The organism is Corynebacterium sp. ACRQK, assembly GCF_022345965.1.
GTDB lineage: Bacteria > Actinomycetota > Actinomycetes > Mycobacteriales > Mycobacteriaceae > Corynebacterium.
The window spans coordinates 188,663-214,125 of record NZ_JAKRMU010000004.1 but is presented as its reverse complement, the minus strand read 5'-3'; the positions used below and the strand labels follow the sequence as shown (position 1 = coordinate 214,125).

The window sequence follows — 25,463 nt, the reverse complement described above, 5'->3', positions numbered from 1 at the left end:
TTGGGAAGTGCGCGGCTGCTGCTGCGCAAGCGTTGTGTCCCTTCTATCGTGTCAGGTCGGCGGGGGTTGCGCTCGGCAAGCTGAGAGGCGCAGCAACTCTAGGGGAACCTCTAGGAGAAGATGCCCTCCCACGTGGAAGCCTTCAGCGCCCCCATCAGGGACGGAGATTTGTTCACGCGCATCTCTGGGCCCAGCAGGAACTGGACTTGCTCCTCGCCGTCGATGAGGGTGAGGTACACGTCCGAATCGCCCTTGTTCTGGCTGAGCACGCGGCGCAGGTTGGCCATATTGCCGGGAGTTGCCTGGTCCACGCGGATGTTCAGGCGCAGCGGCACGCCGGAGCCCGCGCCGACGGTAAGCTCTGCGGACTTGATGTCCTGGCAGAACAGGCGCATATCGTCTTCGCGGTAGTTGATCTTCGCCTTGGCCAGCACGATGTTGTCCTCGACGATCTGCGGTGCCACCATTTGGTAGGTCTTCGGGAACACCAGAAGCTCCACCTGCGCGCCGTGTTGGTCCTCCAGCGTGGCGATCGCCCAGGGGTTACCGTTGCGGTCGATGCGGCGCTCGACGGCCGAGATAATGCCGCCGATCTTCAGATCCTTGTTGTTCGGCAATTCGCCGGATAGCACGGTAGTCAGTGGCGTGTCGACCTGTGCATCCAACGCGTCCTCGAAGCCGTCCAACGGGTGACCGGAAACGTACAAGCCCAGCATGTCGCGCTCGAGTGCCAGCTGGTGCTTGCGCTCCCACTCCTGGTCGGGCACCTCCACGCGGAAGACGTCACCCGCGTCATCGTCGCCGCCCAGGCCGGCAAACAGGTCGAACTGGCCCTTCGCGGCGGCCTTCTTGGTGGCGGTGACGGCATCCACCGCGTCCTCGTGAACCAGCACCATGCCCTTGCGCGGGTGGCCCAGCGAGTCGAAGGCGCCGGCCTTAATAAGGGACTCGGTGACGCGCTTATTCGCCGCTACCAGGTCGATCTTGTCCAGGTAGTCGGAGAAGTCGGTGAACGCACCCTTTTCCTCGCGGGAGGCGATGATGGAGTTCACCACGTCCTCGCCCACGTTGCGCACTGCGCCCAGGCCGAAGCGAATGTCCTTGCCGACGGATTGGAAGGTGTAACGTGAGTCGTTCACGTCCGGCGACAGCACGCGAATGCCCAGGTGGCGGCAGTCGGCCAGGTAGATCGCGGACTTATCCTTCTTATCCGCCACGGAGGTCAGCAATGCGGCCATGTATTCCGGCGCGTAGTTGGCCTTCAGGTACGCGGTCCAGAAGGAAACCAGGCCGTAGCCTGCAGCATGGGACTTGTTAAAGGCGTAGCCGGCGAACGGCAGGATCGTATCCCACAGCGTCTTAATGGCATCGGCGGAGTAGCCATTGGCCTTCATGCCGGATTCGAAGGTGACGAACTCCTTTTCCAGCACCTCCGGCTTCTTCTTACCCATCGCCTTGCGGAAGCCATCAGCTTGGCCGGCGGTGTAGTTCGCGACCTTCTGGGAGATCTTCATGATCTGCTCCTGGTACACGATCAGGCCGTAGGTCTCCTCGAGAATCTCGTGCAGCGCCTCTTCCAACTCCGGGTGGATCGGTACGATCGGCTTGCGGCCGTTCTTGCGGTCGGCGTACTCCCAGTGCGCGTCCACACCCATCGGGCCCGGACGGTACAGCGCCAGCGCGGCCACGATGTCATTGAAGCCCGTGGGCTTCATGCGCTTTAGCAGCTTCTGCATTCCCGCGGAGTCCAGCTGGAACACGCCCAGCGTCTCGCCGCGCGCCAGTAGCTCGTAGGTGGGGTCATCCACCGTGTCGAGGTTTTCCAGGTCCAGTTCGAAGTCGCGGTTGGTCTTGATGTTTTCTAGGGCGTCACCAATAACCGTAAGATTTCGCAGCCCCAGGAAGTCCATCTTCAGCAACCCGATAGCCTCGCAGGCGGGGTACGGCCAGCCGGTGATCAGCGCACCGTCCTGCTTGCGCTTCCACATGGGAATGCAGTCCAGCAGCGGCACGCTGGACATAATCACGGCACAGGCGTGCACACCGGCCTGACGGATCACGCCCTCCAGGCCGAGCGCGTCCTTGTAGATCTTCGCCACGTCCGGATCGGTTTCGATCAGCTGGCGAACCTCGGCGGCTTCGGGGTAGCGCTCGTGCTCCGGGTCGGTGATGCCGTGCAGCGGAATGTCCTTGGCCATAATCGCCGGCGGCAGGGCCTTGGTGATGCGGTCGGCCATCTGGAAGCCCGCCTGGCCGTAGTGGGCGCGCGCGGAGTCCTTAATGGCCTGCTTCGTTTTCACCGTGCCGAAGGTGATCACCTGGGCAATCTTATCCTCGCCCCAGCGGTCGGCGGCGTAGCGGATCATCTCGCCGCGGCGGCGATCGTCGAAGTCGATATCGATATCGGGTGCGGATGGGCGCTCGGGGTTCAGGAAGCGCTCAAACAGCAGGCCGTGTTCCATCGGGTCGATGTTCGTGATCGTCAGGGCGTAGGCGACCAGCGCACCGGCAGCCGAACCACGGCCGGGGCCGACACGGATGCCCACGGAACGGGCGTACTTAATTAGCTCGGCGACGATAAGGAAGTAGGACGGGTAGCCCTTCATGTCGATCACGCTGATCTCGTATTTCGCGCGGTCGATGTACTCGGCGGGCACCTCCTTGCCCGGGAAGCGCTCCTCCAGACCCTTCATCACCTCATGGGTCAGCCAGGTCGTCGGCGTGTGGCCTTCCGGCACGTCGGCAATGGGCATGCGGTCGTGCGGGTGCTCCTCCCAGACCTCAGAGTAGTCCTGCACACGCTCGGCCACCCACAGGGTGTTGTCGCAGCCCTTCGGCACTTCCTTATCCCACTGCGCACGGATGTCCTCTGCGCTGCGCACGTAGTAACCGGAGCCGGAGAACGCAAAGCGCTTACCGCCCTGGTCCAGGGTCGGCTCGTCCAGCGTGGAACCGGTCTGCACGCACAGCATCACCTCGTGCGCCGGAGCCTGCTGCTCCAGCACGTAGTGGCAGTCATTGGTCACCAGCGGCGGCAGCTCCAGCCGGCGGCCGATCTCCAGCAGGTCGTCGCGGACCCGCTTTTCGATCTCCAGGCCGTGGTCCATCAGCTCCAGGAAGAAATTGTCCTTGCCGTAGATGTCCTGCCACATTCCAGCGGCCTCCAGGGCCTTGTCGAACTGCCCCAGGCGCAGGCGGGTCTGCACGTCGCCGGAGGGGCAGCCGGTGGTGGCGATGATGCCCTCGGAGTGCTGGGCGATCAGTTCGGCATCCATGCGGGGCCACTTTCCCAACTGGCCTTCGTAGCTGGCCATAGAGGACAGATAAAACAGGTTGCGCAGGCCCGTCGCGTTCTCCGCGATCATCGTCTGGTGCAGGTAGGCACCGGAGGCCGACACGTCGTCGGACTTCTGCTCCGGCTTGCCCCAGCGCACGCGCTGCTGGTTAAAGCGGGATTCCGGGGCGATGTAGGCCTCGATGCCGATGATGGGCTTCACGCCGGCGGCTGTCATCGCCCGGTAGAAGGCGTCCGCACCGTACATGTTTCCGTGGTCGGTCATTCCGACGGCGGGCATCCCCTGCCGCACCACCTCCTTAGCCAAGAGGTCGACCTTGGCCATGCCGTCGAGCATGGAGTACTCGGTGTGGTTATGCAGGTGGACAAAGGAGGAACCGCTCATGGTTGGCCATCTTAGCGCGTCGTAAAAATCGCATTTTCCGGCACATGCGGTTCCTTATCGCTATACAGTTATTTTTCATGAAGAAAGATACTCGCCTCGCAGTGGCGCACCTGGACGCACCCTTCGCGGTGTTGGATCTGGATGCCGCCAGAGCCAACGCTCAGGACATGGCTCACCGTTCACGCGGTACCCCGATCCGGGTGGCCAGCAAGTCGCTCCGCATCCGTTCGCTGATCTCGGAGGTCCTCACCCTCCCCGGCTATCGCGGAATCTTGGCCTATAACCTCAACGAAGCCCTGTGGCTGTGTGAAGAGCAGGTCAGCGATGACATCCTCGTCGCCTACCCTTCCGCTCACCGCGAGGGCCTACACCGCCTGATCCACGACGCGCGCGCGATGGAGTGTGTGACCCTCATGGTGGATTCGGTCGCTCACCTGGATTTTATTGACGCCGTGGTGCCGCCCCATGAGCGTGGAGAGATTCGGGTTTGTATTGATATTGACGCCGCACTGCGCGCCGGCCCCATTCACATCGGCGCTTTGCGCTCCCCTTTGCACACGGCTGACGAGGTGCGCGATATCGCCCGGCAGGTCCGTCAGCGCGAGGGCTTCCGCCTAGTCGGCCTGATGGCATATGAGGGCCAGGTGGCGGGCACTACCGATACCTCCCCGGCGATCGCGGCGATGAAGGCGTTGTCCGTCCGTGAGTTGGCCGGCCGCCGCGCGAAGATCGTCGCCGCTGTCGCCGAAGAACTGCGGGTGGCGGGCCTGCCTCCGCTGGAGTTCGTCAACGGCGGCGGCACCGGGTCCATCGAAACCACCAGTGCGGAGGCTGCGATCACCGAGATCGGCGCGGGCTCCGGCATCATCGGCCCAGCCCTATTCGATCACTATCGGCAGTTCCAGCCCACCCCAGCGGAGTGGTTTGTGGTGCCAGTCGTGCGCCGTCCTGCGGAGGACACGGTGACCGTGGCCGGTGGCGGCCGTATCGCCTCCGGTCCGGCCGGCAAGGACCGACTGCCCGTCGTCGACTGGCCACGCGACCTGAAGATGGCGCCCTTGGAAGGCCCCGGCGAGGTGCAGACTCCCCTGACTGGCCCCGCCGCCCGCAACCTCCGGCTCGGCGACCACGTCTGGATGCGCCACGCGAAGGCCGGCGAAGCAACTGAATACATCGATACCGTGCTGGTCGTCTCGGCCGGCGAAATCATCGCGGAGTGGCCCACCTACCGCGGCGAAGGAAAGAGTTTTGTCTGATGAGCACCCCCACTACAACCCGCAAGCCCGCTTATAACTCTCGTTGGGTCAACTGGTCCGGAGTTTCCGCCGCTCAGCCGCGCAAGCAGGTCGCCCCGCGCGACGAGGCCGAGCTGATCCAGATCATTCAGCGGGCAGCTGCCTCCGGCGAGAAGGTCAAGCCCATCGGCGCTGGCCACTCGTTCACCTCCGTGGCCGCCACGGAGGGCATCCAGGTGAGTCTGGACAATCTCGCCGGGTTGATCCGCTTCGACCCGGAGAAGATGACCGCCCGCCTGCGCGCCGGCACTCGACTGCGGGATGTGCCGGGCATCCTGGCTCCCCTGGGCGTAGCGCTGGCCAACCAGGGCGACGTAGACCCGCAGTCGCTAGCAGGCGCGATCGGCACCAGCACCCACGGCACGGGGCTGGGCTTTACCGGCTTCGCCGGCATGCTGCGCGCCTTCCGCATCATCACGCCGGACGGCCAGGCGCACGAGTGCTACCCGGACGCAGACGGCATCGCCGGCGAGCTGTACGACATCGCGCGCGTTTCCCTGGGTGCCTACGGCATCATCACCGAGGTGGAGTTGGACGTGGTGGATACCTTCGTCCTCCACGCGGTCGAGCGCGCAGAACCGAACGACGAAGTGGTGGAGAACTTCGCCGAGCGGGTGCGCGGCAAGGATCACCTGGAATTCTACTGGTTCCCGGGCACCGACGTGGCCCACGTGAAGACGAACACCCGCCTGCCGGGCACCACTCCCACCAAGCCCATCCCGCGGTGGAAGGAGGTGCTGGACGACGAGCTGCTGAACAACGGCGCCTACCGGGTGATGAACGACCTGGCGCACCACTTCCCCTCCTTAAGCCGGCCTTTCGCTAAGTTGAGCGCGAAGACGCTGGCGCAGCGGGAGTACTCCAACGTCGCCCACGACGTGTTCGTCAGCGCCCGCCGGGTGCGTTTCAACGAGATGGAGTATTCGGTGCCTTTGTCCGATGCCCGCGAGATCCTGCGAGACGTCCAGCACACCATGAACACCTGTGGCGAGCAGGTGCTTTTCCCCATCGAGGTCCGCGCCACCGCGGCGGACGAAGTGCCGCTATCCACGGCTAAAGGTCGCGAGTCTTGCTACATCGCCATCCACCGCTACAACAAGGACAGCCACCAGGCGCTATTCCGTCACATCGAGCCGATCTTTAAGGCCGCCTCCGGTGGCCGCCCGCACTGGGGCAAGCTGCACACCCTCACCCACGAGGATCTGCTGGAGCGGCACGAGGATCTGGCACGGGCCTGCGAGATCCGCGCGAAGGTGGATCCGCAGGGCATGATGCGCAATGCGATGATCGATCGCGTTTTCGGGCTGGCCTAACTCAGCTTCTTCACCCGCCGCACGCGCGGCGGGCGGTTGCGTACCAGGTCGACGATGAAGACGATCACCGCGATCCAGATCAGCACGAACCCGACCCAGCGGGCGGGCTCGATGTGCTCGTTGTTCACGAACACCGCCCACAGCATCTGGATCACGGGCGTGATGTACTGCACCATGCCCAGACTGGTCAGCGACATTTCCTGCGCGGCGCGGGCGAAGCACAGCAACGGCAGCGCGGTCACCACACCGGCCAGCATCAACAGTGCTGCGTGGCCCGCGCCCAGCTGCACAAAAGTGTTGGTGCCCTGGGCTTGCAGGAATCCCAGGTAGATCAGCCCTACCGGCGCCAGTACAAGAGTCTCGGCGGTGAGGGACTGAATGGGCGTCAAACGAACCTGCTTTTTCACCAGGCCGTAGAACCCGAAGCTAAAGGCCAGCCCCAAAGAGATGATCGGCGGCGAACCGAGTGCGACAGTCAGAACCACGACGGCGATGGTGGCGATGCCAACGGAGACCAGCTGTAGGCGACGCAGCTTCTCCCCCAGCACGATCACACCCAATAAAACGCTGACCAGCGGGTTTACAAAGTAACCGAGGGCGGCGTCCGCGACGTGGTTGTTGTTCACCGCGTAAATGTACAGCCCCCAGTTCACGCTGATCAGAAGCGCGGCTGCCGAGACGATCCACCATTGACGCGCCGTGATCGCCCGCAGCTGCTTGTAACCGCGCAGCGCCGCAAGCAGCAACAGCATAAACACCAGCGTCCACACGAAGCGGTGCGCCAGGATCTCCATCGGCGTTGCCGGCTGCAGGAGGGGAAAGAAGGCGGGGAAAAGCCCCCACATCAGGTAGGACAGCAGGCCCCAGATCACTTATCTAGCTCCCATCGGTCGAATTCCAATACGCCCGTAGACCGCTTCGGGATCCGCGGGCTCCACGGCGTATGCGCGCTGCGCGAGCTCGCGGAGTTGCTCGGGCGTGGCATGGACCAGCACACCGTCGATACGCAGTTTGTCCGGTTCGGTTTGTGCGCTGCGAGCCATCCGGTCTATTACCTGATTGATCACATCGGCACGGGTGCGGCCCACCGCCGGCTCGGGCAGTACAGCCTGCGCGGTCGCTCCGAAGTAAAGGGTACTCACGCGCGCATCCAAGCCCTGCACCAGCTCGATCACCGCCTTAGAGTCCCACGGGTGTTCCGGGGCGGGGGAAACTAGTGCCCAGCGGGGTTCGTCTCCGGTCATCTGGTCTAGCTGCTCGCGTGCGTGTTCCCGGTACTGCGCCGGGGTGCCGTCGAAGGGGCCGAGCTGGTCGCCGTTGATGTTCGGCGGCTTCGATGTGAGGTCCGAGGTGCTCATGGCGATGACGCCCAGTCCCATCGCAATGAGGCATAGTCCGGAAAGCCAGGCCACCCAGGCGGGACGGCGCGTATCCTCCCAGTCCAGTTGGCGCTGCCGCTTCTTGTTCGCCTTCAACTGCTGGGGATTACGCCCCCGATAGTGCTGCTCATGGCTCACGGGCGTGGCCTTTCACCGGAACCCGGCGCGGCAATGCCGTTGGCATCCCGCAGCCTGTCGAGGGCCAACTGCAGATCCTCCGGGTACGGCGAGCGGACGGTCTTCCAGGAGCCATCCGGGTGCGGAAAGCCCAATTCCACGGCGTGCAGCCACTGGCGGGTCAGTTCCAGCTTCTCCGCCAGCTTCGGATCGCTGCCGTACATCGGGTCGCCGCACAGCGGGTGGTGCAGTGCAGAGAAGTGCACACGGATCTGGTGGGTGCGTCCCGTCTCCAACTTCACCTCTAGCAGGCTGGCCTGGCGGTGCGCCTCCAGAGTGTCGTAGTGGGTGATGGCGTGCTTGCCGTCTTCGCGCACGCTGAAGCGCCAGCCTGCGGACGGGTGGCGGCCGATCGGCGCGTCGATCGTGCCGGAAGTCGGATCCGGGTGGCCCTGAACCAGTGCGTGATAGGTCTTGGAAACCTCCCGGTCGCGGAAGGCATTCTTCAGCACGGTGTAGGCGCGCTCGCTGGCGGCGACGATCATCACCCCGGAGGTGCCGACGTCCAGGCGCTGCACGATCCCCTTGCGCTCCGGTGGGCCGGAGGTGGAGATGCGGAAGCCTGCGGCGGCCAGGCCGGAAGTTACGGTGGGCCCCTCCCAGCCGACGGTGGGGTGTGCGGCCACGCCGACGGGCTTGTCCACCACAATCACATCCTCGTCGGAGTAAAGGATGTCCATGCCTTCCACGTGGCGGGCCGGCTCGGCGGCCAGGTCCCGCGGTGGAGCGGGCAGGGTCACGTCCAGCCATGCGCCCGCGACCAGCCGGTCGGACTTCCCCACCGGCGCCTGGTCCTGCAGAATGTCACCGTCGGCCGCCAGCTCTGCCACGGCGGTGCGGCTGAGCCCCAGCAGCTTGGATAAGCCCGAATCCACCCGCATGCCGGCCAGACCGTCCGGCACGGGCATCACTCGGTTCTCGCGGGTCATCGGCTCACCTCCTCGCTGGTGTCCTCCTGTTCCTCACCGGCTTCCTCCTGCTCCTTCCGCTCTTCCCGCACGTGATTCGCCGGCTCAATGAAGAACGCATAGATCAGGTAGCAGACAACACCGACGGTGATGGCGGCGTCCGCAACATTAAAGATCGCGAAGCTACCGAAAGAAAGAAAGTCCACAACATGCCCGTGCATACCCCCCGGCTCGCGAAAGATACGATCCACCAGGTTGCCTGCCGCACCGCCGCCGATCAGGCCGATCGGTAGCGCCCCGGCCATGTAGCGCGTGCGCAGGGCCAGCACAATGCAGGCCAGGAAGGCGACTAGCTGGAATATGGAGAAGATGATGGTGGCGTTCGTCCCCATGGAAAAAGCCGCGCCGGGGTTGCGCACCAGATAGAGCCGGAAGAACTCACCGATGACGGGGTAGGCCCGTTGCTCCTCTAGTTTTTCGACGACCGCCCATTTAGTGATCTGGTCGACGGCGATGATCCCGAACATCAGGGTCAAGGCGGCGAAAGATGCACGTTTTGAAGTCACGCTTATTCAGTCTAATGTCCGCCTGTTACGCTGTGAACTTGTGGGTATTTCTAGCAAGTCCGCGCTGGCTGTTTGCAGCGCCATAGGCCTGGCCTTCACGGCCGTCGCATGCTCTGATTCCGAGCAGCCACAAGCCAAGCCGGCAGACGTTGCCGTGCCGGGCGTCAAGGTGGAGCTTCTAAGCCGCGGAGCTTCTCCCCAGGAGCCGATCGCTTGGTTCTCGCAGGAGGGTAGCCAGGAGGTCACCTACCACGCCACCCAAGGGTTCGCGCAGCACACTGTTGGCGCTGCTGGTGATTCAAAGGCTGACTCAAAGACTAAGGATGACGCCACCACGTCGGCCACCGACGCCTCAGAGACGGCGAAGGAAGATGAGCAGCCGGATGTTGACGAGCTGGACTATGACGAGGTCACCATGAACCTGCCCTTGTCCGCCGAGGTCACTACCGACGGTAAGGGGCGCCAGACCAATGTGACCGTGGGCGAGCCAACCGGCACCAACGACGAGCGGAACGAGGATATCGCCACGGCCAAGGGCTTCAAAATGTCCACCGAGCAGGAGGTGGACGGGCGCGCGACCTCCCGCAGCTACACAGCCCCCGACGAAGCCAGCGCCACCGCCCGCGCCAGCGTGGAATCCGCGCTGAACCAGATGAACGACTTCCCCCTGATCTTCCCCACCGAGCCCGTGGGAGTGGGCGCGAAGTGGACCGTTTCCAACCGTGTGGATGGCGACATTTCGATGACCCAGAAGATCACCTATTCGCTTCTGGAACGCGAGGGGCAGACGGTCTCGCTCAAGGTGGAGGTTTCCCGTAGTCCTGCAGTGGCTACGTTGGCGCAAACTGATCTGAAAGTGATGGACGTCAAAACCGAATCCAGCGGACAGATCGCGCTGGATCTAAACAAGGTGCTACCCACCCGGGGGCATATTAACGTGGAGACGAAGGTTACCTACGGGCAGGATGATTCCCCAGTCCGCGTGGTGCAAACCTCCACCTCGAAGTCGAAGTGGATCCCTGAAAAGTAATTCCCCCCCCAAAGAACAGTGACCTAAGCGACCTAGAGGTCCTTGCACATCGGCGGTACCTGATCCGGCAGGACGTTTTCCACCAGGGTGCAGGCCCAGCCCTGATCCAGCTTCCACTTGCCGTCCTCGCTGACGAACTCCACGTCGCTGACCACGTGCGGCTCCTGGTCGGGCACGGCCAGGTTCACGGTTGCGTTGACGTTGCCGGGGGTCAGGCTGGGCAGTACGGGGTCGACAACTTCGAGGGTTGCTCCGGACTCGGTGCGGGACTTCGTCAGCGCGTCAAAAAGCTCCGGGGCCTGGTCGCCGTTCACGACCGTGTCCACCTTTTCTTCGGTCGGAACTTCCGGGTCTACGGCGCGGTTCAGCACACCCGAAAGCTCCTCCGCCGTCGGAGTCTGGTCTTCGGCTGCCTCGGAAGATTCAGCGGCGGTGGTAGCAGAGGAAGAGGAGGAATTGTCGGAAGAATCGTCGTCGTTGCCGCAGGCGGAAAGGGTCAGCCCGGCAGCCAGGACGGCGGAGACAGCCGTTGCGCGAGTAAAGATCTTGGTGCTGCGAGAGTGGCGCTGGGTAGAACGCACGAGAATGCTCCTTCGATGGTTGGACAATGTAATGCTAATGATCGTGTGCAATTAGCCGAGTAAGAAAACAGTGCTCGGTGGCACACTGCCGTAGACAGCTGTGCGCAGGGAGTACACATCCCAAAATTTTTGGGAAACCAGTTTCCGACTATACAAGCCATGCTGTTGCAGATGTTATTCGTGAGACTTGCGCCCTTGCGCACATGGTCCCGTCCGGGCCGTCACGTACATTGGTCACATGACTTCCAGCCCCTCGCAGAACTACCTGCAGATCCCCGTGCTCGGCACCGGCGGCACCATCAGTTGCACCCACTCCCCCGAAGGAGACCTTGTACCAACCCTGAACTGCGCGGACATCGTCGATCACGCTCGTTTCCCCCAGGGGCTAGAGCCCCTTCCGCACGACATCATGAGCATCGATTCCAGCTCCATCACCCTGCCCCAAATCGACGAGCTGGTCGCCCACATCGCTAACTTCTGCTCCCCTGTCCCGGCCGGCGTCGTGGTGCTGCACGGAACGGACACAATGGAAGAGTCCGCCCTGGCCGCCGCGTGCGCCCTGGAGCTGCCGTGCCCTGTTGTGTTTACGGGCGCCCAGCGCCCGGGTGATGACGCCGCACCGGACGGTCCGACCAACCTTTCCCGCGCGTTCGCCGCGCTTGCATCGGGGGAGCTTTCTGCGGGAGTTCACCTAGTCTTCGGCGATGCCATCCTGCCCGCCCGCGGGGCTTACAAGGCCCACACCACTGCCGAAACGGCCTTCCGCAATGCACTGATTGACTCCGGGAAACACGATGACGAATCCCCAAAAACGGATGGCACTGCCCTTCCTCCACTACAGGTAGCGGGGCTGTACGTGCCCATCGTCAGCACCTTTGCGGGGGATGACGGTCAGCTCATTCAGGCGCTGCGAGAGCAGGACAAGCGGGGGCAGGACACAAACGTGGGTGCCAAGGTAGGCGCCGTAGACGGCCTGGTGCTGGCTGCCATGGGCTCCGGCAACATTCCCACGGCTGTCGCCGAGGAACTGGAGGCCTGGCGCGCGGAGCGTACTGCCGAGCTGCCGGTCGTAGTGTGCAGCCGGGTACCAACCGGCGGGGTTTCCTTCGTCTACGGAGGTACGGGCGGCGGCGCCCAGCTGGCTCGCGCCGGTTTCCGTAGCGGCGGGGCACTGCGCCCCAGCCAGGCGCGCATCGAGTTGCTCTACGAACTCGCCCGCGCTCGCTAGTCCCCTCTCAGTTTCTAGTCCTCCGCCAGCCCGTCTAGATTCCACCCCAAGCTGTCCAGCGGGTCAGCAGGGCTAAGATCCGCATCATCAATGCGGAAGGTGCGGGTCTTCCCCGGGCCGGTCGCGGCGGTCTCGAAGCGCACGCTGACCACCCCGTTGCCGGCCCCTTGCACCCACCCGTGCCCGAACTCCACGTGCGATACATCCTGGGTGGCATGCCACGCGGGGCGGGTCTTAGTGGCGTCATCAACGAAAGAGCTAAACCCCGCATCGGTTTCGGGGGCGGCGATGGGCACCGGCGGGCCGTCGAGCTCGGGGAACAGCAGCTCCTGGCGGTCGGCCACTAGGCCGGAGACGCTCACCCCGACCAGGCGAAAGGCACCGGCCTGTTCGGGGCGTGGCATCAGTCGCTGGGCGAGGGCGAAGATCTTGTCGAAGTCCTCCGTCGGCGCGGGCAGCCCGGCGGACTTCGTGTGCAGCTGAAAGTCGGTGGTGCGCGTCTTGACGGTCACAGTGCGGGCGGCGCGGCCGTCCTTCAGCAGGCGACGGTGCATGGCCAGCGCGGTCTCGTGCAGCACGCGCATGGCCTCGACGGTGGTGCGCACATCCACCTGCAAAGTCCTTTCCGCGCTGACCTGCTTGGCGGGCGCACGAGGAGCGACGGGTCGCGGGTCGTCGCCGGCGGCCATGCGCTGCACCTCCACCCCAACCGAGCCCAGCGCGCCGCGCACATCCGTGGTGTCGGCGGCGACGAACTGACCGATCGTATCGATCCCCATGGTGTGCAGCTTGCCCTGAGCGACCTTGCCGATCCCCCACACGTCGCCTACGGGCCGGTCGGCGAAGACCTCCATGCGCACCTCGGGCTGCACGACGAACACCCCGTGGGGCTTTGCCAGGTCGCTGGCCATCTTCGCGTCCAGCTTCGTGGCGGCCATCCCCACGGAGGCGGGAAGCCCCGTCTCCTCTTCTACCCTGGCCTGCAGGTTCTCTGCCCAGTCGCGGGCTTCCTCGGCGCTGTCCAACCCCTGCGGTTCGGCGAAGCCCTCGTCCACGGATAGTTGCTCCACCACGCCAGCGTGAGCACGGATGACCTGGAAGATGCGACGGGAGGCGGCCGCGTAAACCTCCTTGCGCGGCCGGATCACCACGGCGCGGTTGTTGCACAGGCGCACGGCCTGCCCCATCGGCATCGCCGAACGGGCGCCGAAGGCCCGAGCCTCGTAGGAGGCGCCGGCGACCACCCCACGGCCGCCCAGGCCGCCAACCAGCACCGGCCGATCGCGTAGGGTCGGTCGGGTGAGCTGTTCGACGGAGGCGAAGAACGCATCCATGTCGATGTGAGCCACCCAGCGCATGTGCGTACCCTGCGGGTCTTTTTCTTTAGGACGCCACCGCGATGTCAGCCGAGCAGCCGTCGGCGACGTCGTGGCTGAGCTGCTCGCCGACGACAACCTTCACGTCCGTGGCCAGCACTTCCTTGGCGATCGCATCCGCGTGGGTACGTGCCCACTCTTCCTTGTCCGCAGGCACGGAAAGGGTCAGGTGGATCCGGTCGGTGATTTGCAGGTCGGCGGCCTTGCGGGCCTCCTGCAGGCCGCGCACGCGGTCGGCGGCCCAGCCCTCGGCCTCCAGCTCCGGGGTGGTCTGGGTATCCAGCACCACCAGGCCGTCCTGGCCCGAAACCTCAGCCGTGTGCTCCGGCTCCGCGGCCACGAGCTTGCGGGTAAACTCGCCGTCCTGCAGCTCGATACCGTCGGCGGTGACTACGCCCGCGTCGTCGACGGTGTAGTTTCCGGACTTCACTGCCTTGATGACGCGCTGGACGTCCTTGCCCAGGCGCGGGCCAGCCACACGAGCGTTCACCACAACCTCGAAGCCGCCGACCTGGGCGACGTCCGCGGTCAGCTCGACCTGCTTGACGTTCACCTCGTCGGCGATGATCTTCGTGAAGTCCTCCAGCGCGCTGGCGTTCGGCAGCGCGACGGTTAACTTCGGCAGCGGCAGGCGGTTGCGCAGCTTATGAGCCTTACGCAGGGAGCTCGTGGCGGAGCTTACGGCGCGCACGGCATCCATGGCGGCGACCAGCTCCGCGTCGGCGGGCAGGTTCTCGGCCTTCGGGAAGTCCGCCAGGTGCACGGAGCGCTCGCTGGTCAGGCCGCGCCAGATCACCTCGGTGGTCATCGGCAGCAACGGCGCTGCCGCACGGCACAGGGTCTCCAGCACGGTGTACAGGGTGTTGAAAGCCTCGGGGTGGACGGCGTCGCCCGCCCAGAAGCGGTCGCGGGAGCGGCGGACGTACCAGTTGGTCAGTGCGTCGCAGAACCAGCGGATCTCGTCGCAGGCGGTGGCGATGTCCGTGTTGTTCAGCGCATCGGTCACGCCCTGCACCGTGTCGCGCAGCTTAGCCAGGATGTAGCGGTCCAGCACGTTGGTGGAGGACGTATCGTACTGCGCCGGCTGGGAGGCGTAGAGGCGCAGGAAGGAGTACGCATTCCACATGGGCAGCATCGCCTGGCGCACACCCTCGCGGATGCCCTGCTCGGTGACGATCAGGTTGCCGCCGCGTAGGATCGGTGAGCTCATCAGGAACCACCGCATGGCGTCGGAACCGTCGCGGTCGAAGACCTCGTTGACGTTCGGGTAGTTGCCCTTGGACTTACTCATCTTCAGCCCGTCATCACCCAGCACGATGCCGTGAGCGACGACCTTCTTGAAGGCCGGGCGGTCGAACAGCGCGGTGGACAGAACGTGCATGGTGTAGAACCAGCCACGGGTCTGGCCGGAGTACTCCACGATGAAGTCCGCCGGGGAGTGGGTATCGAACCACTCCTTGTTCTCGAACGGGTAGTGCTTCTGCGCAAACGGCATGGAGCCGGATTCGAACCAGCAGTCCAGCACCTCCGGCACGCGGCGCATGGAGGACTTGCCCGTCGGATCATCCGGGTTCGGGCGGGTCAGCTCGTCAATGTCCGGGCGGTGCAGAGAGGCCGGCTTGCGGCCGAAGTCGCGCTCCAGCTCCTCCAGGGAGCCGTACACATCCATGCGCGGATACTCCTCAGAATCGGAGACCCACACCGGGATCGGCGCGCCCCAGTAGCGGTTGCGCGAGATATTCCAGTCGCGTGCGCCCTCCAGCCACTTGCCGAACTGCCCGTCGCGGATGTGGGAGGGCATCCACTCGATCTGCTCGTGGTTTAGCTCCACCATGCGATCACGGAACTTCGTTACAGCCACGAACCAGGACGGCAGAGCCATGTAGATCAGCGGCTCGCCGGAGCGCCAGGAGTGCGGGTAGGAGTGCTCGATCGTCTGGTGGCGCAGCACGCGGCCCGCGGCCTTCAGGTCCTTGATGATTGCCTTGTTCGCGTCGAAGACCAGCTGACCTTGGTAGTCGGGTGCCAGGGAGGTGAACTTGCCGTCCATGTCCACCGGGATCTCCAGGTCGATTCCCGCAGCCTCACAGGTGAACATATCGTCCTCACCGAAAGCCGGCGCCTGGTGAACCACGCCCGTACCGTCGGCGGTGGTGACGTAGTCGGCGCACAGCACGCGGAAGGCACCCGCCTTGAACTGGCTGCCTTCGCCGCCCTCGCTACCCTCGCCGGTCGCAGACTTCTCGCCCGCACGTTCGGCGAAGTAGCCGAACAGCGGCTCGTAGGTCATGCCCTCCAGCTCAGCACCTGTGAAGGTGCCCAGAACCTCGGCCTTCTCCCCCAGCTCCTTGGCGTATGCACCGCGCAGGTCGTCGGCCAGCACCACGGTATTTCCATGCATGCCCTCTGCGCCGTCGGCACCGATGGCGTCATCACCAATCCGCACCGCGGCGTAGGTCACCTCGGGGTGGACCGCCAGGGCGAGGTTCGCCGGCGTGGTCCACGGGGTGGTCGTCCAGCCGATAAACGCGGCATCGGCGAGCTCCGGGTGCTCAGCCAGGATCTTCACAGAGGCAGTGCCCTCGGTCGCGCCGGTGATCGGGAAGGTCACCGTGATGGTCGGATCCTGGCGCATCTTGTAGGAATCATCCAGGCGGGTTTCCTGGTTGGACAGCGGCGTGTGCTCCGCCCAGGAGTACGGCAGAACGCGGAAGCCCTGGTAGATCAGGCCCTTGTCGTAGAGGGTCTTGAAGGCCCACATGACGGACTCCATGAAGCCCGGATCCATCGTCTTGTAGCCGTTGTCGAAATCCACCCAGCGCGCTTGGCGGGTGACGTATTCCTTCCACTCGTCCGTGTAGCGCAGCACCGAGGTCGCGCAGTACTCGTTGAAGGAGCGCATGCCCATCTCTTCGATGCCAGCGCGGTCCTTGATGCCCAGCTGCTTCTCCGCCTCCAGTTCGGCGGGCAGGCCGTGGCAGTCCCAGCCGAAGACGCGAGCGACCTTCTTGCCCTGCATGGTCTGGTAGCGCGGGACGATGTCCTTGACGTAGCCCGTCAGCAGGTGACCGTAGTGCGGCAGGCCGTTGGCGAAGGGAGGGCCGTCATAAAAGACATATTCCTCGTTGCCCTCGCGGGAGTTAACGGATTCGTTGAAGGTGCCGTCCTTCTCCCAGTACTTCAGCACGTTCTCTTCGAGTACGGGGAAGGCGGTCGAACCGCCATTGGACATATCGACGCGCGGGTAGGCGCCGCCTGCTGGGGTTGCTTCGCTCATGGTGTGGTACCTGTTTCTTCGCTTTATTAGTGACGCCCACAGTTTCGCTGTCGGCGGTGTTCTCGCTAAAAAAACAGGGACGCATTGGCTAGGGAGCCTCGCGCGGTACCACCCTGATTGGCGTAATTCGTGATACGCCCTCTTCGTCTCTTACGGCGATAACGTGCCGCGACTCCGCCTGGGTCTAATAAGCGCCCGCCCCAGCTCTCGCTTGTGGGTGCGGACACCGTTCTTCCAGGAACGCTCCCCGGTGATGGCCGGATCGATACGTGTTTTTGAAGGATATTCAGTTACGGCTCCTACCCTACACTGCCGTGCGCAGGATTAGAGCCTTAGCCCTTCGCCAGCCCCCTAGCGTTTGCGGTGGCGGATCAGGTCGTAGACAAACAATGCCACGCCGATCAATGCCACGGTCACACAGATCCAGGCCCAGGTGGTGGACCCGACTGTGAGGCTAACGACAAGGGCTGCAAAACCGAGAACCGCCAGGAGGATCGCTGCAACGAGCATCGTTACTTCTTCCTCCTGACGGTCGGTAGTGGCCGGCCATAACCGGCCGTAGCCAATTTCTAAGGCGCTGAGGGGCTACTAGTTGTCTTCGCCCTCGACCTCGATGGAGCCGGCCGGTGCGGCGGTGCCGCGGCTGTTCAGCTCCTCCAGCTGAGACTCCAGGAAGGTCTTCAGGCGGGTGCGGTACTCGCGCTCGTAGGTGCGCAGCTCCTCGATGCGTGCCTCGAGGGTGGTCTGCTGCTTCTTCACCGTGTTCATGATCTCGGTGTGCTTGCGCTCTGCATCTTCCTGCAGGGCGTTTGCCTTCTCCTGTGCGGAGCGGATCTGTGCCTGGGACTGAGCAGTAGCGTCGGAGATCATGACCTCGGACTTCTGCTTTGCGTCTGCCAGCTGTGCGTTGGACTTCTCCTCCGCGTCTGCCAGCATCTTCTCGGAGCGGGTCTTCGCATCCGCCAGGGTGTTCTTGGAGCTGCTGTCGGCGTCGTCGATGGTCTTCTTCGCGGTGGCGCGAGCCTCTTCCAGCATGGTGTTGGACTCTGCCTTCGCGTCACCGGTCAGGCGGTCTGCCATCTCCTGCGCCAGAGACAGCACGCGGGCTGCCTGCATGTGGGTCTCGGCGGTGGCGACGCCGGACTTGCCGTCGCCGGACGCAGCCGGAGCGGCAGCGGCGGCGGAAGCCTGGGCCGGAGCCTGCTTCTTGGCATCCTCAGCAGCCTTCTCTGCCTTAGCGGCGCGATCCTCAGCGGCCTTCAGCTTGGCCTCGTAGTCAGCCTTGACCTTCTTCTCGATCTCGGCGACGTTTGCCTGGGAAGCGGCCTGCGGCTGCGCCTTGCCCTGCTCTGCCTGAACCTCGGCGCGAACGTCCTTGCGAGCCTGCTCCAGCTTCGCGGAGTACTCGGACTCGAACTGGCCACGCAGGTCGGACTCGATCTCGCGACGCAGTGCAGCCTCGTCAACCTGGGAAGCACCAGCAGCGCCAGCAGCGCCAGCGCCATTAGCGGAACCGGACTCCAGCTGCTCGACCTTCAGCTTGAGGTCGGAGTTTTCGTCCTGCAGTTCCGCAAGAGTGTCCTCCACGAGATCCAGGAACTGGTCGACCTCGTCCTCGTTGTAACCACGCTTGCCGATCGGCGGCTTGCTAAAAGCTACGTTGTGCACATCAGCCGGAGTGAGTGGCATAGGTTGTCCCTTTCCCTTTCGGATTGCCTCAAAGTGCTAGAAGGCGTTCGCAACAGTATTGAACTATTGATGGTTTATGAAACAGCTACAAAGCATACCAGCATAAGCTGGTTCAGTCTCAACTTTAGATCGAGATTAACCGCGTAGCGTAGCATAACACCGTATAGCTCAGCCTCAACAGTAATTTACTACAGCCACATACTCATCACAGACTGATTCTCACCCCCTGGTTTCACCCCCCATAAAATTTTTTCCGCTTATTCGGCCGGAACACGTAACGCTAGAAACGCGCCGACGATGTAACAGGTGAAGGAAATGAGAAAACCGCCACCGGCCAAGACCCACATTCTCGACCGGCAGCGGCTTCCGTCACTACACACGACATCTCCGCAGCCTCACTCACTTACCGCGAAGATGTCTCCAATTCTAGCCCCGTGAACGGATATTCACAACAGTTTGCTGAATATCCGTTTCATTCTTCTCCCCCCCCCGACATCCACCCCCCTTAGTTTTATGGACTTAAGGATGCGCTGATATCGGCCTCGCTAGTGAACTACTAGCGAGTTTTGCCCGCAGATTCCCCCAAAGTTTGTCGCTCAGTTAGCGAACAAATGCCCCCAAGAGCATGCTCAACAACTGCAGCCCGAAGAACAAAACCAGCACGGAGACATCCAGCCCCACGCCCCCGAGCTGAACCGGCGGAATCAACTTTCGCAGCGCCTTTACCGGTGGATCTGTAACCACAAACAGCGGCTCGGCCACAATGCTGAACCAGCGCTGCGGGCGCCAGTTACGGGAAAAGGACTGAATCATTTCGATAATGATGCGCAGGATCAGAATCAGAATGTAGAAGCGAATCAGCCACATCAACAGAAGCAGGATTTCGTTCACTTAAGAGCTCTCCTGGTTAATGACCTTATGTGTTAAAGACTTCTAAATCGGCTGGCGCGCAGACTAGATAGTCTCCGCGATAGCATCCAGCTGATCCTGCGCCAGAGTTACGCCCTTCGGTAGCAAGATGAAGTTACGTACGCCCTTAAGCTTCTTCAGCTGCGCATCCAAACCGCGGCTCAGACCAGCAGCGAAGTCCAGTACTCGCTTAGCCTCGCCCTTTTCCATCCCGCTTAAGGAGAAGACGACGATCTCGCGAGCCTTGAGGTTATCCACCAGCTCGCCGGCCTGAGTGTAGGAGCTTAGAGTGAAGGACACGAAGGCCGAGGGATCCTTCTCCTCCGCCGGAGCATCCGCGTAGGAGGAGGAATAGAGGCTTCCGCCGCGGGAAGAGTAACGATCCTCTCGGTCGCCCCGCTCTACCCGGTCAGCGAAATCGGAACGGCCATAACGGTCGCCACGATCGCGCTCAGAACGGGAACGGTAAGAAGGCTCGTGTGCATCACGCTCAACACGGTCTGTGCGATCCGCACGGTCGCGCTCGCGGGAGCCGTAGCCGTCGCTGTAGTAATCCGTGTTGTAGGATTCCACGGGATCAAAACCGAAGAAGCGCTTGGTCTTGTCCATGAAGTTTTCTGACATTGGTCTGTAGGAACCTTCCGTTGCTTGAATCTCTTAGCTTGTTAAGGGCGATATATAACTATGTGGTTTAAAGTACTGGTCGCGCGCCCATGATGTCCGTACCGACACGCACCAGCGTGGAGCCTTCCGCGATGGCTATCTCCAGGTCACCGCTCATTCCCGCGGAGTACACGGGAGCGCCCGTCACGCGGTCAGTAATGCGCTCGACGAGCTGCCGACCGCGGGCGAACACGGCCACGGGATCGGCGTCGAGCGGCGGTACCGTCATCAGCCCGCGCAGCTCCAGGTTTTCGGCAGCGGCCACGGCATCGGCCAGTTCGTCGATGTCCGCCTCCACTGCCCCACCACGCTGCGGGTCACCGTCGGAGCTGAATTGCAGAAGCACCGGCAGGCGCCCACTTCGGTCGCCGCGTTCCAAGGCCAGCCCCGCGCCCCGGTCCAGCGCATTCAGCAACTTCAGCGAGTCCACCGTGTGCACGGCAGCTGCCCACCGTGCAACGGAGTTCGCCTTCTTCGTCTGCACCTGCCCCACCATGTGAAACTGCAGACCTGTTTCTGCCAACTGCGCGTGTTTATCACGCGCTTCCTGTTCGCGGTTCTCGCCGACGGCGGTGACGCCCAGTTGCGTCAGCAGCTTCACGTCCTCAGCAGGGTGGAACTTGGTAATGGGCAGAAGATCTGCTCCCCCGGCCACCGCAATCCGGCGCCTGATGCGCGCCAGGTTCTCAGCAATCTCCTGCGCCCGTGGGCTAAGTTCCGCCGAGCCGCCGGGAAGGTCGTCCGGCACCTGGCCTTCGCTGTTCATGCTCTTCTGCTCAGTCATGGCATCCACACTACGCCCGCCTGGCGGCCTGTCGTCCCCTCTCGGCGGTAGGAGAAGAAACGGTCGGCGTGCTCCGGATCGATTGTGCAGCGCGGGTCCGCATCAATGCTGCGCACTCCGAGGGAGAGTAGCTGGCGGGTTAGACCAGCACGAATGTCCAACCCATGGGTGCCCTTCGTGGTGGTCGTCGCCGAGCCGGGCAGCTTGGACTCAACATCCGCGGCCATAGACTGCGGCACCTCGTAGTTCTCTCCACTGGCGGCCGCGCCGAGCAGAGCGTGAATGTTGCTGGGTACAGCGCCCAGGTCTTCCATGCGGGCAATGGTGCGACGGAGGATTCCGTTGCGGGCTCCTATTCGCCCAGCGTGAACCGCGGCAATCACGCCGGCATCCTCATCGGACAGCAAAACCGGAACGCAGTCAGCGGTGAGGACGATCAGCGCTGTACCTCGCAGGGTGGTAATGAGGGCGTCAGTAGCCTCAATCACGGGCGACGCAGGGGACGCGGGGGACGCGGGGGACGCAGAGTGCACAGTGGAAGCAGCATTCCCAGCGGGCGCAGCGGATACAAGGTGGTCGGTGGTGACCTCCGTGACGTTCGGCGAATGGATCTGCTCCATAAACACCAAACGCCCCACGTCCAGCCCCAGCACATCAGCCAGGCGCTGGCGGTTTTGAGCCACAGCCGACGGGTCATCACCCACGTGATCGCCCAGGTTAAACGAGGCGTAGGCACCCGTGGAAACCCCACCGTTGCGGTCGGTAAAGACCTTCCGCACCTTCGGGCTCTGATCGTGACTCAAAGCAAGCTCCTTAGTCTGGCATCTGGCTGCATCTGGCGAGGTGGTATCTGGCGGACTAGTTGAAGTCCGGCAGATCCAGGTCGTCCTCTTCCTCAGTCAGATCCACACTGGAGTTGGTGGTGTTCTGCGGCTGCTGCGGAGCGGAGGTGAACAGACCGCCGCCCTGGTTAGTCTGCGGCTGCTCCTGCGGCGCTTGCTGCGGCACGGTGCCCCGACGCTGCGCGAAGCTGGACTGGGTGCCAGCCTGCTGTGCGGTCGGATCGGCCTGCGCGGAGCCTGCCTGCGGGATCTCCTGGCCCTGCACTGCGTACTGGGAGTTCTGGCCAGCCTGCGGGGCCTCCTGGCCACCGAACAGGTTGGTGGGCTGTGCAGCGCCGGCGCCTGCGGCCGCGTCCGCGCTCTCCTGCGAATGGTGCGCACCGGAGCGCTGGTTGTTGGACGTTGCGGACGGGGAATCGTCGAAGCCGGTGGCGATGACGGTCACGCGGACCTCATCGCCCAGCTGGTCGTCGATGATGGTACCGAAGATCAGGTTGACGTCTTCGTCAGCCTTTTCCTCCACCAGGTCCGCGGCCTGGGAAACCTCCAGCAGCCCCAGGTCGGAGCCGCCGGCGAAGGACAGCAGCACGCCCTTGGCGCCTTCCATGGTGCTCTCCAGCAGCGGGGAGTTGATGGCTGCCTGGGTGGCCTTGACGGCACGCTGATCGCCGCGGGCGGTGCCGATGCCCATGAGGGCAGAGCCCGCGTCGGTCATGACGGAGCGCACGTCGGCGAAGTCCACGTTGATCACACCCGGGGTGGTGATCAGCTTGGTGATGCCCTCGACACCGCTGAGCAGCACCTCATCAGCCTTGCGGAAGGCTTCCATCATGGACAGCTGCTCCTCGGACATCTTCAGCAGCGAGTCGTTGGGGATAACGATCAGCGTGTCGCAGACCTCGCGCAGAGCCTCGATGCCCTCCATGGCCTGCTTGCTGCGGCGACGGCCCTCAAAGCCGAAGGGGCGGGTAACCACGCCGACGGTCAGAGCGTTCTGCTTCTTCGCGATGTTCGCCACAACCGGGGCTGCACCAGTACCGGTGCCGCCACCCTCACCTGCGGTGACGAACACCATGTCGGCACCGGCCAGGATCTCTTCGATCTGGTCCTTGTGGTCCTCGGCGGACTTGCGGCCGACGTCCGGGTTAGCGCCGGCGCCCAGGCCGCGGGTCTCCTCGCGGCCGATATCCAGCTTGATGTCCGCATCGGTCAGCATCAGAGCCTGTGCATCGGTGTTGATGGCGATGAACTCCACGCCCTGCAGCTGCTCGTCGATCATGCGGTTGACGGCGTTTACTCCGCCGCCGCCGACACCGACCACCTTGATCTCGGCGAGGTGGTTTCCTGGATTCGTCATGTGCGCTTTTCCGCCTTCCTAGAGAATTTTTCGTGCTTTGCGGTTTGCCGGTTTGCTGTTGCGTCCATCTTCCTAGCCGTCAAGCATTTAGCGGTGCACATTCTTGGTGGCGTGTCGTATCCTTAAAGTTCAACTTAAAGCTTAAGCTGGGGATTCACCCCTACTTCAGCCCTGCCTGACGGTGGGCATAGCGGGGTTCGAGACGTTCCAATTTCCCTCGCGCCCCAGCACAATTCGGGTCGCCTCGGCCTTCTCGTCCGCCCTATCGGCGGAACCCCAATACACAGCCTGATTAGGGAAAAAGAGGCGAATACTATCCGCCGACTCGGCCTCAATCCCCTCCAGCTTCCCGCGAAGGTCATCCGAGAGCGCAGTCAGCGCCTTCGTCGCCGCGTCGATAGCCCGAGCATCGTCCGCCTTGGTCTTCTTAAACTCGAAAGACCCTTCAGGCTTCACACCCGTCAAAAACACCTGCCCATTTTCGTCCACTACCTGTGGTGTGTCGCCGTCCATGACGTAGCCAATGGCCTTGTGCTCGGTCACATCGACCGTCACCGTTGTGGGCCAGGAGCGCTTTACGGTCACCTTCTCCACCCACGGCACGGAGGATACTCCCTGGGCAGCTTCTGCCATGTTCAGGCGCAGCATGTTGTCGCCCGCGTTAATGGCGCTGGCCTCCCGGATCGCCTGCGGATCCGCATTCGTCGTGCCCTGCACATCGATCTGCGACACCTTCACGATGGGCGCCGCATACACAAGCACACCCAGCAGCACAGCCAGCGCTACGAGCCCCGCGACCAGCCACTGCAGGCGCTTTCGCGGCGTGCTCTGGTGCTTCTGCCCCTTCTGGCTCTGTTGGTTCTTCTTGTTTCTTGTTCTTGACGCCTTACTCACCCGCGATCACCATGGTCCAGCTCCAGGAGAATCTCGTCCGCCAGCATCGTCACGGTACCCGCGCCGATCGTCAGCACCATGTCGCCACGCTGCACCAGCCCGGCGACCACGCCGGCTACACGCGAGAAGTCGGGCTCGAACACGCACTCCGTGGAGGCATCGATCTTGTCTCCAATGATGCGCGAATCCATACCCTCGACGGGCTCCTCGCGGGCGCCGAAGATATCCAGCAGCACCACCAGATCGGCCAGGGACAAAGCCTCGGCGAACTCGTCGGCAAAGTTGATCGTGCGGGAGTACAGGTGCGGCTGGAAGACGGCCACGATGCGCCCACCGCGAGCTTCCACCCGCTGCCGTGCGGCCGAGAGGACGGCCGCGACCTCGGTCGGGTGATGCGCGTAGTCGTCGTAGACTTCCACGTCCTGGCGGGTGCCGTGATACTCGAAGCGGCGGCGTACGCCGTCGAAACCACCGATGCCCGCGATGACCTTCTCCACATCCGCGCCCAGCAGCGCGCTGCCCAGCACGGCCGCGGTGGCGTTCAGCACCATGTGAATGCCCGGGATGGCCACGCGCAGCGAATAGGTGCCTGCGCCCTTTCCACCGCCCTGCTGCACGGCTCCGTTCACGGCCTCAGTCAGCCGCAAGGCGGAAACGGTTCCCTCGGCGGTAACCTCCGTGCTTTCGATGATCGCTGCTGGGGGCACGGAAAAGTGGGCGTCACAAGCCTCGGCAGTGCCATAACCAACAACGCTAAACGGCAAGGACTCGCCGGCCTCGGCACCGGCGATGAGCTTCTCGGCGAGTGCGGCCGAACCCGGATCATCCAGGCACGCGACCAGGAAGCCACCCGGCACAATGCGGTGGGCGAACTTCTCGAAGACCTCCCGGTAGGCCGCTTCGGTCTTGAAGTAATCCAGGTGGTCGGGCTCGATGTTTGTGATCACCGCGATTTCGGGCGAGTAGGACAGGAAGGAACCATCGGACTCGTCAGCCTCGGCCACGAAGATCTCGCCGGTTCCGTTGTGGGCATTCGTGCCCGCGCGGTTCAACTGTCCACCGATGGCAAAGGAAGGATCCTGCCCCGCCGCCTGCAGCGCCGACACAGCCATCGACGTCGTAGAGGTCTTACCGTGCGTACCCGCCAGCAAGAAAGCCCGGCGATCCTGCAGCAACAGCGCCAGAATGTCCGAGCGGCGGAGCACCGGAATCCCTGCCTCGCGGGCGCCGACGAGCTCCGGGTTATCCTGCGGAATCGCGGCGAAGGAGGTGACGACCACTGTCGGCAACTCCCCCAACAGGCGCAAGTTTTCCTCCGCGTGTCCGACCTGAATCTGTGCGCCGGCCGCGCGCAGCGCCATGATGCTGCGCGACTCCTTCATGTCCGACCCGCTGACCTGGTAGCCGCGGTCCAGCAGGATGCGGGCGATACCGGACATGCCGGCGCCGCCGATGCCCACCATGTGCACGCGGGAGAGGTCCGTGGTCTGAGGCTGCTCGCTCATCGTGGAAGAA

Annotated in this window: 21 protein-coding genes; 4 read left to right on the top strand and 17 right to left on the bottom strand. The window is 63.5% G+C overall.

Going from position 1 to position 25,463, the window contains the following annotated elements; all coding sequences use genetic code 11:
* Positions 1 to 110 precede the first annotated feature (110 nt).
* Entirely contained in the window at positions 111 to 3,680 is a 3,570-nt protein-coding gene (dnaE, locus tag MHX63_RS06375) for a DNA polymerase III subunit alpha (RefSeq protein ID WP_239387747.1), read from the bottom strand.
* A gap of 77 nt (positions 3,681 to 3,757) precedes the next feature.
* Between dnaE and MHX63_RS06370 the strand changes: the two genes are divergently transcribed.
* Together MHX63_RS06370 and MHX63_RS06365 are read left to right on the top strand one after the other, a co-directional pair.
* The gene (locus tag MHX63_RS06370) at positions 3,758 to 4,936 is read left to right on the top strand and encodes an amino acid deaminase/aldolase (RefSeq protein ID WP_239387746.1); all 1,179 of its coding nucleotides are present in this window, start codon (positions 3,758 to 3,760) and stop codon (positions 4,934 to 4,936) included.
* Positions 4,936 to 6,288 carry a D-arabinono-1,4-lactone oxidase gene (locus MHX63_RS06365; RefSeq protein ID WP_239387745.1) on the top strand — a complete coding sequence of 451 codons (1,353 nt, stop codon included), beginning with the start codon at positions 4,936 to 4,938 and terminating at the stop codon, positions 6,286 to 6,288. The genes MHX63_RS06370 and MHX63_RS06365 overlap by 1 nt, the downstream gene beginning before the upstream one ends.
* Here MHX63_RS06365 and rarD read toward each other — a convergent pair.
* From rarD to lspA, 4 genes are read right to left on the bottom strand one after another with little or no spacing between them, the layout of a single operon-like run.
* Positions 6,285 to 7,160 carry an EamA family transporter RarD gene (rarD, locus tag MHX63_RS06360; protein ID WP_239387744.1) on the bottom strand — a complete coding sequence of 292 codons (876 nt, stop codon included), beginning with the start codon at positions 7,158 to 7,160 and terminating at the stop codon, positions 6,285 to 6,287. The two genes, MHX63_RS06365 and rarD, sit on opposite strands and share 4 nt — an antisense overlap.
* Positions 7,161 to 7,805, bottom strand: coding sequence for a hypothetical protein (locus tag MHX63_RS06355; protein ID WP_239387743.1), 645 nt, complete (start codon positions 7,803 to 7,805; stop codon positions 7,161 to 7,163).
* Positions 7,802 to 8,773 (bottom strand): RluA family pseudouridine synthase, encoded by a 972-nt coding sequence (locus MHX63_RS06350; RefSeq protein ID WP_239387742.1) that lies wholly within the window; start codon positions 8,771 to 8,773, stop codon positions 7,802 to 7,804. The genes MHX63_RS06355 and MHX63_RS06350 overlap by 4 nt, the downstream gene beginning before the upstream one ends.
* A complete protein-coding gene (gene lspA / locus MHX63_RS06345) occupies positions 8,770 to 9,318 on the bottom strand; it encodes a signal peptidase II (RefSeq protein ID WP_239387741.1) in 549 nt (182 codons plus the stop codon). Before lspA ends, MHX63_RS06350 begins: the two co-directional genes overlap by 4 nt.
* 40 nt (positions 9,319 to 9,358) lie before the next feature.
* Here lspA and MHX63_RS06340 point away from each other — a divergent pair, with 40 nt between their 5' ends.
* Positions 9,359 to 10,348 carry a DUF6263 family protein gene (locus tag MHX63_RS06340; RefSeq protein WP_239387740.1) on the top strand — a complete coding sequence of 330 codons (990 nt, stop codon included), beginning with the start codon at positions 9,359 to 9,361 and terminating at the stop codon, positions 10,346 to 10,348.
* Positions 10,349 to 10,380: 32 nt separating this feature from the next.
* On the opposite strand, the gene MHX63_RS06335 is transcribed toward MHX63_RS06340, so the two are convergent.
* On the bottom strand, positions 10,381 to 10,929 hold the full coding sequence (locus MHX63_RS06335) for a hypothetical protein (protein WP_034986546.1): 549 nt from the start codon (positions 10,927 to 10,929) through the stop codon (positions 10,381 to 10,383).
* Positions 10,930 to 11,167: 238 nt separating this feature from the next.
* On the opposite strand from MHX63_RS06335, the gene MHX63_RS06330 reads away from it, so the two are divergent.
* Positions 11,168 to 12,157, top strand: coding sequence for an asparaginase (locus MHX63_RS06330; RefSeq protein ID WP_239387739.1), 990 nt, complete (start codon positions 11,168 to 11,170; stop codon positions 12,155 to 12,157).
* A 14-nt stretch (positions 12,158 to 12,171) separates the two neighbouring features.
* Here the strand turns inward: MHX63_RS06330 and MHX63_RS06325 are convergent, their stop codons facing one another.
* From MHX63_RS06325 to murC, 11 genes are all read right to left on the bottom strand, one after another.
* Positions 12,172 to 13,515 (bottom strand): DNA polymerase IV, encoded by a 1,344-nt coding sequence (locus tag MHX63_RS06325; RefSeq protein WP_239387738.1) that lies wholly within the window; start codon positions 13,513 to 13,515, stop codon positions 12,172 to 12,174.
* 25 nt (positions 13,516 to 13,540) lie between these two features.
* Positions 13,541 to 16,810 carry an isoleucine--tRNA ligase gene (gene ileS, locus MHX63_RS06320; RefSeq protein WP_239387737.1) on the bottom strand — a complete coding sequence of 1,090 codons (3,270 nt, stop codon included), beginning with the start codon at positions 16,808 to 16,810 and terminating at the stop codon, positions 13,541 to 13,543.
* Between the two features lie 351 nt (positions 16,811 to 17,161).
* On the bottom strand, positions 17,162 to 17,320 hold the full coding sequence (locus MHX63_RS06315; RefSeq protein WP_239387736.1) for a hypothetical protein: 159 nt from the start codon (positions 17,318 to 17,320) through the stop codon (positions 17,162 to 17,164).
* 78 nt (positions 17,321 to 17,398) lie between these two features.
* On the bottom strand, positions 17,399 to 18,499 hold the full coding sequence (locus MHX63_RS06310; RefSeq protein WP_239387735.1) for a DivIVA domain-containing protein: 1,101 nt from the start codon (positions 18,497 to 18,499) through the stop codon (positions 17,399 to 17,401).
* Positions 18,500 to 19,099: 600 nt separating this feature from the next.
* Positions 19,100 to 19,390, bottom strand: coding sequence for a YggT family protein (locus MHX63_RS06305; RefSeq protein WP_239387734.1), 291 nt, complete (start codon positions 19,388 to 19,390; stop codon positions 19,100 to 19,102).
* A 63-nt stretch (positions 19,391 to 19,453) separates the two neighbouring features.
* Positions 19,454 to 20,032, bottom strand: a complete 579-nt coding sequence (gene sepF / locus MHX63_RS06300; RefSeq protein WP_239387733.1) for a cell division protein SepF — start codon at positions 20,030 to 20,032, stop codon at positions 19,454 to 19,456.
* A gap of 67 nt (positions 20,033 to 20,099) precedes the next feature.
* Positions 20,100 to 20,855 (bottom strand): YggS family pyridoxal phosphate-dependent enzyme, encoded by a 756-nt coding sequence (locus MHX63_RS06295; RefSeq protein WP_239387732.1) that lies wholly within the window; start codon positions 20,853 to 20,855, stop codon positions 20,100 to 20,102.
* Positions 20,852 to 21,658 (bottom strand): peptidoglycan editing factor PgeF, encoded by an 807-nt coding sequence (pgeF, locus tag MHX63_RS06290; RefSeq protein ID WP_239387731.1) that lies wholly within the window; start codon positions 21,656 to 21,658, stop codon positions 20,852 to 20,854. Before pgeF ends, MHX63_RS06295 begins: the two co-directional genes overlap by 4 nt.
* A gap of 55 nt (positions 21,659 to 21,713) precedes the next feature.
* Positions 21,714 to 23,054, bottom strand: coding sequence for a cell division protein FtsZ (gene ftsZ, locus MHX63_RS06285; protein ID WP_239387730.1), 1,341 nt, complete (start codon positions 23,052 to 23,054; stop codon positions 21,714 to 21,716).
* 165 nt (positions 23,055 to 23,219) lie between these two features.
* Entirely contained in the window at positions 23,220 to 23,948 is a 729-nt protein-coding gene (locus tag MHX63_RS06280) for an FtsQ-type POTRA domain-containing protein (protein WP_239387729.1), read from the bottom strand.
* On the bottom strand, positions 23,945 to 25,453 hold the full coding sequence (gene murC, locus MHX63_RS06275; protein ID WP_239387728.1) for a UDP-N-acetylmuramate--L-alanine ligase: 1,509 nt from the start codon (positions 25,451 to 25,453) through the stop codon (positions 23,945 to 23,947). Before murC ends, MHX63_RS06280 begins: the two co-directional genes overlap by 4 nt.
* Between the last annotated feature and the right edge of the window lie 10 nt (positions 25,454 to 25,463).